This is a genomic window from Streptomyces rubellomurinus (assembly GCF_000961885.1).
GTDB lineage: Bacteria > Actinomycetota > Actinomycetes > Streptomycetales > Streptomycetaceae > Kitasatospora > Kitasatospora rubellomurina.
Window position 1 is genome coordinate 1 of record NZ_JZKH01000057.1, and the last position, 14,568, is coordinate 14,568.

Annotated in this window: 15 protein-coding genes; 10 read left to right on the forward strand and 5 right to left on the reverse strand. The window is 75.9% G+C overall.

All coding sequences use genetic code 11. The features are described from left to right. The 4 genes from VM95_RS24530 to VM95_RS24545 all read left to right on the forward strand — a co-directional run. Positions 1 to 392, forward strand: a 392-nt coding sequence (locus VM95_RS24530; RefSeq protein ID WP_045700244.1) for a hypothetical protein, incomplete at its 5' end; no start/stop codon positions are given. Beyond that, positions 389 to 2,209, forward strand: coding sequence for a GMC family oxidoreductase (locus VM95_RS24535; RefSeq protein WP_045700246.1), 1,821 nt, complete (start codon positions 389 to 391; stop codon positions 2,207 to 2,209). The genes VM95_RS24530 and VM95_RS24535, both read left to right, overlap by 4 nt. Further along, positions 2,188 to 3,048 (forward strand): hypothetical protein, encoded by an 861-nt coding sequence (locus VM95_RS24540; protein ID WP_244178930.1) that lies wholly within the window; start codon positions 2,188 to 2,190, stop codon positions 3,046 to 3,048. The genes VM95_RS24535 and VM95_RS24540 overlap by 22 nt, the downstream gene beginning before the upstream one ends. 38 nt (positions 3,049 to 3,086) lie before the next feature. After that, positions 3,087 to 3,572 (forward strand): hypothetical protein, encoded by a 486-nt coding sequence (locus VM95_RS24545; protein WP_244178931.1) that lies wholly within the window; start codon positions 3,087 to 3,089, stop codon positions 3,570 to 3,572. Between the two features lie 3 nt (positions 3,573 to 3,575). On the opposite strand, the gene VM95_RS24550 is transcribed toward VM95_RS24545, so the two are convergent. Together VM95_RS24550 and VM95_RS24555 are read right to left on the reverse strand one after the other, a co-directional pair. Next, the gene (locus VM95_RS24550; RefSeq protein WP_045700250.1) at positions 3,576 to 4,454 is read right to left on the reverse strand and encodes a class I SAM-dependent methyltransferase; all 879 of its coding nucleotides are present in this window, start codon (positions 4,452 to 4,454) and stop codon (positions 3,576 to 3,578) included. 177 nt (positions 4,455 to 4,631) lie between these two features. Beyond that, positions 4,632 to 5,225, reverse strand: coding sequence for a PadR family transcriptional regulator (locus VM95_RS24555; protein WP_045700329.1), 594 nt, complete (start codon positions 5,223 to 5,225; stop codon positions 4,632 to 4,634). 161 nt (positions 5,226 to 5,386) lie between these two features. Between VM95_RS24555 and VM95_RS24560 the strand changes: the two genes are divergently transcribed. Together VM95_RS24560 and VM95_RS24565 are read left to right on the forward strand one after the other, a co-directional pair. Then, a complete protein-coding gene (locus tag VM95_RS24560; RefSeq protein WP_045700253.1) occupies positions 5,387 to 6,730 on the forward strand; it encodes an MATE family efflux transporter in 1,344 nt (447 codons plus the stop codon). A gap of 194 nt (positions 6,731 to 6,924) precedes the next feature. Then, positions 6,925 to 7,452 carry a DinB family protein gene (locus tag VM95_RS24565; protein ID WP_078860466.1) on the forward strand — a complete coding sequence of 176 codons (528 nt, stop codon included), beginning with the start codon at positions 6,925 to 6,927 and terminating at the stop codon, positions 7,450 to 7,452. Here VM95_RS24565 and VM95_RS24570 read toward each other — a convergent pair. Beyond that, entirely contained in the window at positions 7,439 to 8,872 is a 1,434-nt protein-coding gene (locus VM95_RS24570; RefSeq protein ID WP_078860468.1) for an MFS transporter, read from the reverse strand. The genes VM95_RS24565 and VM95_RS24570 overlap by 14 nt on opposite strands. Before the next feature lie 14 nt (positions 8,873 to 8,886). Beyond that, on the reverse strand, positions 8,887 to 9,477 hold the full coding sequence (locus tag VM95_RS24575; RefSeq protein WP_045700258.1) for a TetR/AcrR family transcriptional regulator: 591 nt from the start codon (positions 9,475 to 9,477) through the stop codon (positions 8,887 to 8,889). A gap of 75 nt (positions 9,478 to 9,552) precedes the next feature. Here VM95_RS24575 and VM95_RS42735 point away from each other — a divergent pair, with 75 nt between their 5' ends. The 4 genes from VM95_RS42735 (at position 9,553) to VM95_RS24590 (ending at position 13,632) form a co-directional block, all read left to right on the forward strand. Beyond that, positions 9,553 to 9,714 (forward strand): hypothetical protein, encoded by a 162-nt coding sequence (locus VM95_RS42735; RefSeq protein WP_157882188.1) that lies wholly within the window; start codon positions 9,553 to 9,555, stop codon positions 9,712 to 9,714. Between the two features lie 79 nt (positions 9,715 to 9,793). Further along, positions 9,794 to 11,329: a M28 family metallopeptidase gene (locus tag VM95_RS24580; protein ID WP_052707544.1), complete on the forward strand. Its 1,536-nt coding sequence runs from the start codon at positions 9,794 to 9,796 to the stop codon at positions 11,327 to 11,329. A 222-nt stretch (positions 11,330 to 11,551) separates the two neighbouring features. Continuing rightward, positions 11,552 to 12,958, forward strand: coding sequence for a dihydrolipoyl dehydrogenase (gene lpdA, locus VM95_RS24585; protein WP_045700260.1), 1,407 nt, complete (start codon positions 11,552 to 11,554; stop codon positions 12,956 to 12,958). A 233-nt stretch (positions 12,959 to 13,191) separates the two neighbouring features. Beyond that, complete coding sequence (locus VM95_RS24590) at positions 13,192 to 13,632, forward strand: DUF5709 domain-containing protein (RefSeq protein ID WP_045700262.1); 441 nt, start codon at positions 13,192 to 13,194, stop codon at positions 13,630 to 13,632. 6 nt (positions 13,633 to 13,638) lie between these two features. Here the strand turns inward: VM95_RS24590 and VM95_RS24595 are convergent, their stop codons facing one another. After that, positions 13,639 to 14,415: a sigma 54 modulation/S30EA ribosomal C-terminal domain-containing protein gene (locus VM95_RS24595; protein ID WP_045700264.1), complete on the reverse strand. Its 777-nt coding sequence runs from the start codon at positions 14,413 to 14,415 to the stop codon at positions 13,639 to 13,641. Positions 14,416 to 14,568: the final 153 nt, after the last annotated feature.

The window sequence follows — 14,568 nt, forward strand, 5'->3', positions numbered from 1 at the left end:
CCGACGGCCAGGACCCCGCCGACCGCACGGACCCCGCCGACCGCACGGACCCCGCCGACCGCACGGACCCCGCCGACCGCACGGACCCCGCCGACCTCGCCGACCTCGACGCGTTCCTGCGGCTCAGTGCCGAGCTGACCGGCTTCGACGTGCCCGAGCTGCGCGCCACCGGCCTGGCCGCCGAGCACCACCGCACCGCGCTCGCCCACCCCGCCCGCGACGAGCGGGCACTGCTCCACCTCTGGTACGTCGGCTCCTGGCCCGGCGAGCCGCCCACCTCCCTCCGCGCCCACGACCAGGCCCTGGTCTGGCGGACCTTCCGCGCCGACCCGCCCGGGGCCGCCGCCCCCGGACACGGCAGCTGGGCCGAGGCACCCCGGGAGGAGCGATGAGCGCCCAACCGCGGGCCCCGCGCTGGGACGCCGTCGTGGTCGGCGCGGGCTTCGCCGGCTCGCTGGTCGCCGAACGCCTCGGCGCCCGCGGCTGGCGGGTGCTCGTCCTGGAAGCCGGCCGCACCGTGCCGCCCGCCGCCGAGACCGCCGCCGCCCTGCGCGCCGCCGGCGGCGGCCCGCCCACCTCGCCCTACCCGCACCACCCCGACGCCCCCTCGCCCGACGTCACCGACCTGACCGGCCTCCCGGACGGCGGCTTCACCGCCACCGGGCACCTCGCCCAGTACGGCCCGCTGCCGTACGCCAGCGGTTACCTGCGCGCCAACGGCGGCACCGGACTGCTCTGGACCGGCCTCGCCCCGCGCATGCACCCCGAGGACTTCCGCACCGGCACCCTCGGGCAGGGCCGCGACTGGCCGATCGGCTACGCCGACCTGGAACCGTACTACCGGGAGGCGGAACGGGAGTTGGGCGTCGCCGCGGACGCCGACGAACAGCGCCGCGCGGTCGGGCTCCCGATCCCCGACGACTACGACTTCCCCATGCGGGCCGTCCCGGCCAGCCACCTCGACCGGCAGGTCGCCCACGCCCTCGACGGCCGCACCGTCCACGACCCCGCCATGCCCGCCCCCGCCCGACTCGCCGTCACCGCCACCCCGCACGCCCGCAACGGCCTGCCCACCCGGCCCGGTGACGCCGTACCCGGGCCGCCCTGCGCGGGCAGCGCCAGCTGCGTGCCGGTCTGCCCGACCGGCGCCAAGTACACCCCGCTGCGCACCCAGGCCCGCTGGGCGGCGGGCGTGGAACTGCGCACCGAGGCCGTGGTCAGCCGGGTCCTCGCCGACCCGGCGACCGGGCGGGCCACCGAGGTCGAGTACCTGGCCGGCGGCACCCGCCACCGGGCGGCGGCGGACCTCGTGGTGCTGGCCGCGCACGCGATCGAGAACGCCCGGCTGCTGCTGCTCTCCGGCCTCGCCAACCGCAGCGACCAGGTCGGCCGCAACCTGATGGACCACCCGGCCCTGCTCACCTGGGGCCTGATGCCCCGACCGGTCGGCCCCTACCGGGGGCCCGGCTCCACCAGCGGCCTGGAGGCCTTCCGCTTCGGCCCGGCCCGCGGCCGCCGGGCGCCGTTCCGGATCGAGATCGGCAACTGGGGCTGGTCCTGGGCCGGCGGCACACCCGGGGCCGTGGCCGCCGCGCTGGTCGCCACCGGCCTGCGCGGCAAGGAGCTGCGCGAGCGGCTCGGCGACCGGATCGGCCGCCAGTTCTCGCTCCAGTTCGAGCTGGAACAGCCCGCCGACCCGGCCAACCGGGTCACCCTCGACCCGACGCGGCGCGACCCGCTCGGGCTGCCGAGCCCGGCCGTCCGCTACGACCTGGACGAGTACGTCCGCGAGGGCATGGCCTCCGCCCGCGCCGTCTCCGACCAGCTGTTCGCCCTGCTCGGCGCCGAGGACCACACCGCCTACCCCGCAGGGCCGGGCTGGCCCGGCCGGCTCGAACACCGGGGCGTCGCCTACGGCTACCGGGGTGCCGGCCACGCCGGCGGCACCCACGTGATGGGCAGCTCGCCCGGCACCTCGGTGGTCGACCACTGGCAGCGCAGCTGGGACCACCCCAACCTGTACGCGGTCGGCTGCGGCTCGATGCCCTCCCTCGGCACCTCCAACCCCTCGCTCACCATGGCCGCCCTCGCGCTGCGCAGCGCCGAGCGGATGGACCGGGACCTGCGGGAGCTGCACCGGCCCGCCGCGCCCACGCCCTTTGCTTCCCCCCGACCTTCGGAGACGCCATGCCCCTCGGAGACGCCATGACCGGCCTGCCGCTGCCGCCCGTACCGGAGCCCTACCACCTGCCGTTCCACTACGGCGCGCTGCACAACATCGGCGTCGACTACCTGGTCGAGCCGCAGCGGGCCCGCGACCTGCTCGCCAAGCGCCACCCCGGCCTGGTCGCGGCCGTGTTCGACGGCGCGGCCTGCGTCTCCCTCAACTACCAGCTCTACTTCGCCCAGTACCCGGGCGGCGGCGGGGTCACCGAGGAGCTGGAGATCAACCTGATCGCCCACCCGGCGTTCGCCGAGGAGCGGATCCCGGCCCTCGACTACCGCCAGTACGCCCGGGGCCACGACCAGACCAAACTGCTCGGCATCGCCCGGCTGCACGTGCTCTGCGACAACCCGCTCGCCATCGACGCCGGCCGCCGCCTGTACGCCGAGCCCAAGCACCCCGGCTGGTTCGAGACCACCCTGCCCTCGCTCAACGCCGCCGCCGTGCACGAGCGTTGGTCGGTCTCCTGCCGCCGGGCGAGCCTCGGGGCGGACGGCCTCACCCGGCACGACGAGAAACTGCTCGCCCTCGACGTCGACTTGACCGGCCTCACCCCCGAGGCCGTCACCAACACCCCGATCACCGGCTACGGCACCGACGACGAGGGCCGGCTGCTCGCCGGGCCGCTCAACGTCTACCAGCCGTACCGCTCCTACCCGTTGGACGACCGCACGGCCGGTCGCGTCCGCCTCGACCTCGGCAACCCCGCCGAGGAGCCGGCCCGCGACCTCGCCCACCTGATCGCCGACGCCCCGGCGGTCGGCGTCTGGACCTACCAGTCCGCGCCCGTCGCCGCCCACAACCGGGCGTACTACGTGCGCTGAGCCGGGCCCGGCGGCGGGGCCCTATGCTGACGGCCGAGATGGACGGCATCGACGGCATGGACGGCATGGACGGCATGGACGACACCGAGGCCCTGAACCACCTGCACACCGGTGCCGACTACCTGCGGCTCGCCGAACGGACCGCCGACCCGGCGGTGCTCGGCGAACTCGCCCGCCGCGCCGAGTACCCGTTCGTGTGGCAGGCGATCGCCAGGAACGCCGCCGCGCCCACCGAGGCGCTGGCCGCGCTGGTCGGCCGCCGGAACAGCGACCACAACGACAACCGGCTGACGCACCTGCTCGCCGCGCACCCCGCCGTCACCGGCGCCGCCCTGGACGGGCTGGTCGAGTCGGTGGCCGCGCTCCTCGCCGAGGGCGAGCGGCCGTACGCGGCGGTGCTGCGGCTGGCCGCCCGGCCGGAGCTGCCCGCCGAGCGGATCCGGGCGCTCGGCCGGCTCCCGGGCGCCTCCGCCCGGCTGCGCCGCGGCATCACCCGGGCGCTGGCGGCACGAACGGCCGCGTGAGGCTCAGGCCCCGGGCGCCGGCCGGGCGGCGCGGCGTTCGCGCAGGGTGCGCAGCACCCGGCGGGTGGCGCGGGTGGCGACCGGCGGGAGGAGGTCGAGTGCCAGCCGGCGAGGGGCGGAGCGCTGCGGGGGCAGGACGGGGGCCTTCACCCGGTAGTTGAGCCGCAGCACGCGCGCGCCGGCGATGGTGTCCTCGTCGACCGTGTAGCCCTCGGCCCGCCAGTCCCGCCGCAGCAGCACCCGGCGGGCGGCTTCGGCGTCGCCCCAGGTGCCGTAGAACTTCATCGGGGTGAGCAGCACCGGCCGCAGCCCGCCGGTGAAGACGGCCTCCCAGACGGCGGCGGAGACGCCCGGGGTGTGCTCGGAGCGGTAGTCGTCGAGGGCGATCAGGCCGTCCTCGACCAGGGCGGCCCGGGCCACCGCGATGTCGCCGGCCACGTGCTCGTACAGGTGCGAGGCGTCGACGTGGACGAACCGGCAGCTGCCGGCCGGGATCCGGCCGTCCGCGAGAACGGAGGTCGGCGCCTGGACGATCGCGGGCAGCTCGCTGTGGAAGGCCAGGTAGTTCGCCTCGAAGGCGCTGCGGGTGAGCGTCCGGCGGTAGGACATCTCCATCTCGGCGGCGTTCTCGCTGTCCCCGGCCTCGGAGTCGAACAGGTCGCAGACGGTCAGCCGCTCGCCGGGCGCGAGGTGGTCGCCGAGCAGGACGGCGCTGCGGCCGAGGTAGCTGCCCAGCTCCAGCAGGTCGCCGCTGAGGCCGGCCGCGGTCTGGGCGGCGAGCAGATGGCGGAAGGCGGCCCGGTCGAGGCCGAAGAACCAGCCGGGGATGTCGTCCCGCTTCAGCGGGGCGGGCTGGTCGGCCGCGGTCTCTGTGGTGGGCACGGCAGCCTCCAGGGGTGGGACGGACGCGGAGACGGTGCACGCCGCGGCGGGTGAGCGCCGAGGTCGTGTGGCGGATCATCATAGCGACGCCGGGCCCTGGTGGGACCAGGTGTCGAACACCGCGGATCCGGGCCGCCCACGGGCTCGCTCAACCGTTCGGAACCGTTCGCTCCGGGGTCACTCCGGCCGGCGTCGGACGGTCGGTTCGAGCTCCGCCGGTTCGAGCTGTGCCGGTTCGAGCGCTGCCGGTTCGAGCGCCGCGATCGTCTCGGCCAGCCAGGCGCGCTCGGCCGCCGTGGAGGCGCGGGCGACCAACAGCATGCCCCGGCGGAACGGGTTGGGCTCCGTCTCGGCGCGGACCGGCTCCCCGTCGCCGTCGTAGAAGAAGCTGCTCGGCTCGTCCAGGAAGGCCAGCCGCCGGCGCAGCACCGCGCTCTGGCGGACCGGGTCGGCGAGGTGGTGGAGGAAGGCGGCGAGCGCGAAGAAGCGGATCTGGTCGGTGATCTCGGCCTGTTCCGGATCGGCCAGCCGCCGCTGGAGCTCGGCCCGGCCCTCGTCGGTCAGCTCCAGGGTCTGGCGCGGGGCGGCTCCGGTGCCCGGCTCGGTGCGGCGGCGCAGCAGCCCGGCCTTCTCCAGCCGGGTGATGGCCGGGTAGAGCGCGCCGTCGCTGACCGGGCGGACGTGCCCGGTCAGGCCGGTGATCCGGGACTTCAGCTCGTATCCGTGCAGCGGCTGGTCGTACAGGAAGCCGAGGATCGCGAGGGTCAGCACGTGCGGAGCCCTTTCGTCGGGTGCGCCGGGGAACGCGATCATTTTACCTCTTGCCGATGTGCATCGATTCGATGTATCTCATATCGGTGTACCTCACTTCGAGGTACCACGATGCCTCGGCGATGCCTCGGCGAGGCATCAGCGATCCTCAGGGGGGAACCATGCGCGGACACCTGCGACGACTGGGCGCACTGGCCGGACCGGTCTACGTCGAACTGCTCTCCGGCGTCCTCGCCACGGTGGTGAGCACCTTCTGGGTGGCCCGCCTCGGCGCCCCCGCCGTCGCCGCCGTGACCCTGGCCGGCACTGTCGAGAACCTGCTGCTCGGCGTCATCCTGGTCGTCGCCTCCGGCACCAGCATCCGCCTCGCCCGCGCCCGCGGCGCCGACGACCCCGCCGAGCCCGCCCGGACCACCCGCGCCGCCTGGCGACTCTGCGCCGCCGCCACGCTCGCCCTCGCCCTGCCCGGCTACCTGCTGCGCCACCAGCTCGCCGACACCTTCCTCGACGGCCGGGCCGCCGCCCTCGCCGCCGACTACTTCGCCGTCGCCCTGCCCGCCCTCGGGCTCTTCTTCGGGCAGCGCGTCGCCGACGAGCTCTTCAAGGGCGCGGGCGACACCCGCACCCCCATGCGGATCGCCCTGCTCTCCAACGCCCTGCTGCTCCTCCTCGACCCGCTGCTCGTCCTCGGCCCCGGGCCGCTGCCCGCCCTCGGAGTCACCGGCGCGGCGCTGGCGCTGACCGGCGCCCGGGCGATCGCCTTCGCCGTCACCCTGCGGCTGCGGCCCCGCACGGTTCCCGCGGCCGGCGGCGCGCCCACCGGAGTCGGCGCCGCGGCCGGACGGATCCTGCGCGCCGGGCTGCCGTTCGGCCTGGACTTCACCGTCCGGATGGCCGTCGGCACCGCCCAACTCGCCCTGACCGCGGGCTTCGGCGTCGCGGCGGTCGCCGGGTACGGGGTCGGCTACCGGCTGCTGCTCGTCGCCACCATGGCCTTCTACGCGCTGCGCCAGGCCGCCGCGATCGAGTCCGCCCGCCTCGGCGGCGCTGGCGCGAGCGGGGCGTTGCGCGAGCTGCACCGGGCCGTGGGCCGGTCGGCCGCGCTGACCGGGGCCGTCGCGGCCCTCCTCGCCGCGACGGCCGCCGGGCCGCTGACGGCGCAGTTCACGAGCGACCGGGCGGTGGCCGGGCAGTCGGAGACCTTCCTGCGGACGGCGGCGCTCTACCTGCTGCCGTACGCGCTGGTGGTCGCGCTCGGCGGCGTGTACCAGGGGGCGGGCGCCGGGCGGCCCGTGGTGGTCTCCGTCCTGCTCGGGCTCGGCGCCCAACTCGCCGCCTCGGTGGGCCTGTCGGGGCCGCTGGGCGTGGTCGGCGTGTGGACGGGGCCGGCGGTGGGGGCGGTCGTGCAGCTGACGGCGCTGATGCTGCTCGGGCGCGGCGCGATCGGCGACCGGTCGACGCCGCATCGGGCCGTGCGGCCGCAGCACGAGGGTGCCGCCCGATAGCCGGCTGCGCGCAGGGCCCGGATCGGTCCGGATCCGGGCCCTCTTCCCCCTCACCCGCACGGACCCACCCGCACCGACGGCCCGGTGGTGTGTCGGACCGTCAGCCGGCCCGTGGGGCGTGGCCGCACGTCAACTCGCGGACGGCGGGGAGCAAATCCCGTCGAGGGACCGGGCATCGTGCCAAGGTGGTCGGCATGCAGACGCTCCCGGACGGGCGGCCGATTCCGCCCCCGCACGCCGATGAACGCGCCATGCTGGAGGCCTGGTTGGACTTCCACCGGGCGACGCTCGCGCTCAAGGTCGAGGGCCTGGACGACCGTCAGGTGCGGACGGCCTCGGCCGGGCCCTCGCCGATGACCCTGCTCGGCCTCGTCCAGCATCTCGCCGAGGTCGAACGCCAGTGGTGCCAGCGGGTGTTCGCCGGCCTCGACGCGCCCGCGCCGCACGGGGACGACGGCCGGAACGGCTTCGCGCTGACGCCCGACCGCGGCATGGCCGACGCGCTCGCCGAGTGGGACGCGGAGGTCGAACGCGGCCGCGCGCTGATCGCCGACGCCTCGCTCGACGACCCCGGGCACCTGCTGCCCGAGGACGCGGCCGCGCTCGGCTCCGCGACCGTCTCGCTGCGCTGGATCCTGCTGCACCTGATCGAGGAGTACGCCCGCCACAACGGCCACGCCGACCTGCTGCGGGAGGGGATCGACGGGGTCACCGGCGTGTGAGCGCGGGCTGCGCCGCCTCGGCGGGCAGGCGGGCGGCGAGCAGGACGCCGACCGCTGCGACGGCGGCGAGCGCGGACGCGCCCGGTGCGAGTGCGGCGCCGGGTGCGGTTCGGCCGGCGATGGTGGTGGCCAGGGCGACGCCGAGGGCCGGGCCGATGTTGAGCACCGTCTGCTGCAGGCCGCCCGCCACCCCGGCCTCGGCGGCGGGGGCGCCCCGGACGATCGCCACGGTGGCGGTGGCCATCACCGTGCCGAACCCGGCCCCCAGCAGCAGGAAGCAGCCGCCGACCTCGACGGCTCCCGCGCCCGGGCCGAGCCGCGCGATCAGCAGCGCGCCCCCGGTGATCAGCGACGTCCCCAGCAGCAGGGCGCCGCGCGGGCCCCGGCGCTTCGCCGACGTCGCCGAGGCCGGTGCCGCGAGGACCATCGCCAGGGCCAGCGGCGCCGCGCGCACGGCGCTGCGCAGCGGGCTCAGGTCGAGCGCGTCCTGCAGGTAGTAGGTGGCGAGGAAGAGCGTGCCGAACAGCGCCGCCGAGGCCGTCAGCAGGATGCCGAGCGCCGGGGCCACCGCCGCCGAGCGGAGCAGGTCGAGCGGCAGCAGCGGACGGGCGGCGCGCCGCTCCTGCCGCAGCAGCGCCAGGCCGGACCCGGCGGAGGCGGCCAGGCCGAGCAGGGTGGTGGCCGACCAGCCGGTGCCCGGCAGGGCGGTGAGCGCGTGCACCAGGCAGGCCAGCGCGAGTGCCAGCAGGGCCGCGCCCGGCAGGTCGAAGCCGGCGCGGCCGGCCGCCGGTTCGGGCGCTGCCGCCGGGACGGCCAGCGGGCCCCGGGCGAGCAGCCCGGCGGCCGCGGCCAGCGGGATGCCGAGCAGGAACACCGCCCGCCAGCCCAGGTGGGTGGTCAGCGCACCGCCGACCAGCGGCCCGGCGGCCGCCGCCAGCCCGATCGCGCTGGTGCGGGCCGCGATCGCGCCGGGCAGCCGCTCGGCGGGCAGCGCGGTGCGCAGCAGGCCCAGGGTGGCGGGCTGCAGCAGGGCGCCGGCCACGCCCTGGAGGACCCGCAGGGCGATCACCCAGCCGATGCCGGGGGCGAGCGCGATCCCGGCGGAGGCGGCGGCGAAGCCGGCCACCCCGAGGGTGAAGAGGCGCCGGTGGCCGTAGCGGTCGCCGAGCCGGCCGGCCGGGACCAGCAGGGCGGCGACGGTCAGCAGGTAGCCGGTGCTGGTCCACTGGACGGCGGGGACGGAGGCGTGCAGGTCGTGCTGGAGGGTGGGCTGGGCGACCGTCAGGACCGTTCCGTCCAGGGCGACGAGGACGGCGCCCGTCACGCTCGCGGCGAGGACCAGCCCGGGGCGGGGCGCTTGCCGCACCGGGCGGCCGGACGTCACCGGCTGCGCGGGCCCGGCCGGCTGTGCGGGCCGCATCGGCCGTGCGGGCCTCACCGGGCGGCCGGGCCGAGGTGGGCGTCCAGGGCGGCGCGCAGGACCGGTTCGAGGTCGTCGCCGCCGGTGGCGAGCCCGAGGCTGCCGGTGGCGCGCAGCTGGGCGAGGCCGTGCAGGTTGGCCCACAGGGCGGCGGTGGCGGCGGTCGGGTCGTCGGAGTCCGGGTGGCACTCGCCGACCAGCCGCGCCATCGTCCGGAACAGCGGCAGGGTGGTGCGGCGCAGCTCGGCGCCGCTGCCCTCCAGCAGGTCGTGGCGGAACATCAGCTCGAACATGCCCGGGCTGGCCGCCGCGAAGGCGAGGTAGGCGCGGGCGAGCGCGCCGAGCCGGGTGCGGGCGTCCGCGCCGGTGCCGGCGGCGAGCGCGTCGGCGCCGGCCAGGGTGTCGGTGAGGCGGCCGAAGCCCTGCCGGGCGATGGCGGAGAGCAGTTCCCGGTGGGTGGGGAAGTGGCGGCGCGGTGCGCCGTGCGAGACGCCGGCCCGGCGGGCGATCTCGCGCAGGCCGAGCGCGTGGACGCCCTCGCTGTTCACCAACTCGACGCCGGCGGCCACCAGTCGGGCCCGCAGGTCCAGCTCCTGATCGATCATGGGGCACTGTCTAGCAGGTGGGCGTAGACACTGTCTACTCGCGGGCCGGGGCGCGGGAGGAGCAGAATCGGCGGCATGGACGAAGGCGGCGAGCCGGCCTGCTGGCTGGACCGGGTGTGCCCGGAGTGCGGACGGCTGCGCGAGCGGCCCGGCCCCGAGCCGTGCCAGAACTGCGGCGCGGGCGAGGAGGGCGGCGCGGGCGGGGAGGGCGACGGCCGGAGCGGCGACTCCCGTTGACCGAATCGTGTGATGGGCTTGGCAAGGGCTTTGCCGTCCTGTCCAATCGTGACTTCACGGACCGTCTGAAGGAGCTCTCTTGAAGTCGCGTACCCGTCGGCTGACCGCCGCCGCCCTGGCCGCCCCGCTGCTGCTCGCCGGGGCCGGCCCGGCCGCCGCCGACCCCGATCCGGCGCGCAAGGCCGCCAAGCTCGCCGCCCGGCTGGTGGCGGCCAGCAGCGCCGAGGACGCCCACGACACCCTGGCCGCGTTCCAGCGCATCGCCACCCGCAACGGCGGCACCCGGGCCGCGGGCTCCAAGGGCCACGACGAGTCGGCGCAGTACGTCTACGAGCAGGCGCGCCTCGCCGGGCTCAAGGTGTCCCGGCAGGAGTTCGTGTACACGTACTTCGAGGCCCGCGCGCAGCGGCTGGAGGTGCTCTCGCCGCAGGCCGAGACCGTGCCGGTGATCGCGATGACCTACTCGGCGAGCGGCCCGGACGGCGGCCTGACCGCCGAGTTGGGCGTCGCGCCGGTCGGCGCGGCCACCGGCTGCACGGCCGCCGACTACCCGGCCGGCTCGGTCGCCGGGAGGATCGCGCTGATCCGGCGCGGCGGGTGCAGCTTCGCCGCCAAGCAGGCCGCCGCGGCCGGGGCGGGCGCGGTCGGCGCGCTGGTCTACAACAACGCGGACGGCGACCTGAACGGCACCCTCGGGGACCCGGCCGCCGGGAAGGTCCCGACCGGCGGGATCTCCCGGGACGCCGGCGAGGCGCTGGCCGCCAAGGCTGCCGCCGGGCCCGTCCGGGTGACCCTGGACATCCGCACCTTCATGGAGGCGCGCAGGACCTGGAACGTCCTCGCCGAGACCAGGGGCGGCGACCCGGCGAACACCGTGATGGTCGGCGCGCACCTGGACTCCGTGCCCGCCGGGCCCGGCATCAACGACAACGGCTCCGGCTCGGCCGGCATCCTGGAGGTCGCGCGCAACCTGAACGTCCACCCGGTGAAGAACAAGGTCCGCTTCGCCTGGTGGTCCGCCGAGGAGTTCGGCCTCAAGGGCTCCGAAGCGTACGTCAACTCGCTCTCCGACGCGGACAAGAAGAAGATCCGGCTCTACCTCAACTTCGACATGATCGCCTCGCCCAACTTCGCGCAGTTCGTCTACAACGGCTCCGGCAGCAGCGGCGGCGGCGCCGGCCCCGAAGGCTCGGCCCAGATCGAGCGGGACCTCACCGGCTACCTCGACGGCCGGGCCGTCCCGCACGAGCCGACCGCTTTCAACGGCCGCTCCGACTACGGCCCGTTCATCGACGCGGGCATCCCGGCCGGCGGCACCGACACCGGCGCCGAGGTCGTCAAGTCCCCGGAGCAGGCGGCCCGTTACGGCGGCACGGCGGGCACCGCCTTCGACCCCTGCTACCACCGGGCCTGCGACGACCTGGCCAACCTCGACATGGGCGCCTTCGACGTCAACATCGACGTGATCGCCCACGCCGTCGGCACCTACGCCTGGGACCTCTCCTCCCTCCAACGCCCCGCCCCGGCCCAGCGCCAGGCCGTCACCGCCCCCGTCGTCACCGCCCCCGTCGTCACCGCCCCCGCCGGCGGCGACGCCCACGGCCTCACCGCCTGAGCCCCGCCCGACGCTCCTCCGGGCCCGCCGACCACCGGAAGGCGGGCCCGGAGGAGCGCCGGTGCCCGGCACCGTAGCGGACGCCACTGACAACCCGCCCTCCGGACGGGTACGGTTCCGCGCGGTGCGCGTCCGCCGAGACCCGGTGGGTGCGCCGGGTCCGGTCCTGACACCATGGGACCGAGATCACGACACCGTGACACCCTCGGAGGAGTCAGCAACATGAGCACGCACTACGACGTCGTCGTCCTCGGCGCGGGCCCCGGCGGCTACACCGCCGCCGTCCGTTCGGCGCAGCTGGGCCTGAAGACCGCGATCATCGAGGCCAAGTACTGGGGCGGCGTCTGCCTCAACGTCGGCTGCATCCCCTCCAAGGCCCTGCTGCGCAACGCCGAGCTGGCGCACATCTTCACCAAGGAGGCCAAGACCTTCGGCATCAAGGTCGAGGGCACGGTGAGCTTCGACTTCGGCGAGGCGTTCAAGCGCAGCCGGGCGGTGGCGGACGGCCGGGTCAAGGGCGTCCACTACCTGATGAAGAAGAACGGCATCACCGAGTACGACGGCTGGGGCACCTTCGTCGACGACCACACGCTGCAGGTCGCGCTGAGCGGCGGCGGCTTCGACGTGGTGACCTTCGACCACTGCATCATCGCCGCCGGTGCCACCACCCGCCTGCTGCCGGGCACCAAGCTGAGCGACCGCGTGGTCACCTACGAGGAGCAGATCCTCACCGAGGAGCTGCCGGGCAGCATCATCATCGCGGGCGCCGGCGCGATCGGCGTCGAGTTCGCGTACGTGCTGCACAACTACGGCGTGAAGGTCACCATCGTCGAGTTCCTGGACCGGATGGTGCCGCTGGAGGACGTCGAGGTCTCCACCGAGCTCGCCAAGCAGTACCGCAAGCTGGGCATCGAGGTGCTGACCTCCACCCGGGTGGAGTCGATCGACGACAGCGACCCGAACGCCAAGGTCCGCGTCACCGTCAGCAAGGACGGCCAGCAGCAGGTGCTGGAGGCCGACAAGGTGCTGCAGGCGATCGGCTTCGCGCCGCGCGTCAACGGCTACGGCCTGGAGAACGCCGGGGTCAAGCTGACCGACCGGGGGGCCATCGCGGTGGACGGCCGGGGCCGCACCAGCGCGGACCACATCTTCGCGATCGGCGACGTCACCGCGAAGCTGATGCTGGCGCACGCCGCCGAGACGATGGCCGTGATCGCCGCCGAGACCATCGGCGGGGTGGAGACCATGGAGGTCGACTTCGCCATGATCCCGCGCGCCACCTACTGCCAGCCGCAGATCGCCTCCTTCGGCTACACCGAGGCGCAGGCCCGCGAGCTGGGCCACGACGTCAAGGTCGCGAAGTTCCCGTTCACCGCGAACGGCAAGGCGCACGGCCTCGGCCACCCGATCGGCTTCGTCAAGGTGATCAGCGACGCCAAGTACGGCGAGCTGCTCGGCGCCCACCTGATCGGCCCGGAGGTCACCGAGCTGCTGCCCGAGCTGACCCTGGCGCAGCAGTGGGACCTCACCGTGCACGAGGTGGCGCGCAACGTGCACGCCCACCCGACCCTGGGCGAGGCGGTCAAGGAGGCCATCCACGGCCTGGCCGGGCACATGATCAACATGTGACGCGCACCCTCCCGCCACCGCCCCGCCCGAGCGACCGCCCGGCGGGGCGGTGGCACGTCCGGGCCCGGCAGCCCCTGCGGAGATCGCCGCCGCATGGGACTCTGGGGAGTGAACCCGGACGGACCGCCGCCGTCCGGGCCCGGCGGTCGCCCGCCGTACGGACGGGCAGTGGCCGGGCACCGGTGCGGTCGGCTCGGCCGGCGAAGGAGGAACTCGTGTCGGACGAAGCGTTGATGGGCGACCAGGTGTACCAGCCGGACGGCTCGGAGGTGCAGGACGACATCGGGCCCCTGGAGCCGGAGGACACCCTGGAGGACCGCGGCCTCGACTCGGCGCTCGACGAGGGCTACGCGCCCCCGGAGCGCCCGCTCGGCGTGCGGCGCCACGGCGTGACCGCGGCGGAGCAGCGGGTGCGCGAGAGCCTGGACCAGCGGCTGGCGGAGGAGCTGCCGGAGGTCGCGGCGCCGGACGGGGACGGCATCGGCGACTGCTACGGCACCGACGGCGAGCCGCTCGACCCGGAGGCCGGCGAGGTGCGCACCGGGCGGCTGGTGCTGTCCGCGGGGTCGCGCAGCGACCTGATCGCGGAGGACGTGGGGATCTCGGGCGGCGCCGCCTCGGCGGAGGAGGCGGCCATGCACACCACGGACGACCCCGAGGCCGTCATCGAGTGACGGGTGTCACGGTAGGGCCGGGCCGGGTCGGTCCCGGCCGGCGATCAGCCCGAGGTTCCCGTCGAAGCGGCGGTAGAGCACCCGGCCGCGCCCGTTCGCGGGGTGCGCGAAGAACAGGAACGGCAGCTCGGCGGCGGTCAGCCGGTCGACGGCCTCCTCCTCGGTGAGCCGGGGCGCGCCGTGCGGGCTGAGCGTGATCGGCGTGCGGCGGCGGGCCGCCGGTCCGGCCGGGAGGGTGCGGGCCAGTCGGTAGCCGGTCGGCCCGACGCGGTAGACGACGGCGTCGGTGCCGGTCGCCGGGTCGGTGAACAGGTGGATGTCGTAGTCCATCGCGTCCATCGTGCGGGCGGCCGCCTCCGGCGTGCAGCGGACGAGCCACGGCCGCTTGCGGCGGACGATGTGCCGGGTGCCCTCCGCCGGCAGGCCGACCGGGACGGGGGCGGGAGGGACGGCGGAGGCGGCCCAGGGGCGGGGCACCCAGTCGCCGGTGGTAGCCCGGATCCGGGCGCGCAGCGCCTCCGCGACCCGGTCGAGCGGGTCGCCCGGGCCGGCCGCCGCGGCCTGCACCCGGATGCGGCGCCCGTCCACCTCGGCGTTCACCTGGGCCAGCACCCCGTCGTGCGCCAGGAGGCCGCCGGCCGCGGCGGCCAGCCGGATCCGCAGCGCCTCCACCAGGGTGCCCTGCCCGGCGGCCGCCGCGACGGCGGCGACCCGGGCCCGGGCCTCGGCCAGGACCTCGCCGGGAACCGCCCCGAACGTCCGTACCGTCACCAACTCGCCCATCGTCCAGGCCCTTTCGCCACACGGGCGCGGCCGCTCGGCCGGCCCGGCGACCAGCATGACCGACCCCGCGCCGGCCGGTCCAGGGCCCAACGGCTCCCTGGCGCGCCGGGCGCGTGCGCCCGGCCGGATCCGGCCGTCCCGTGCGTGGTGCCG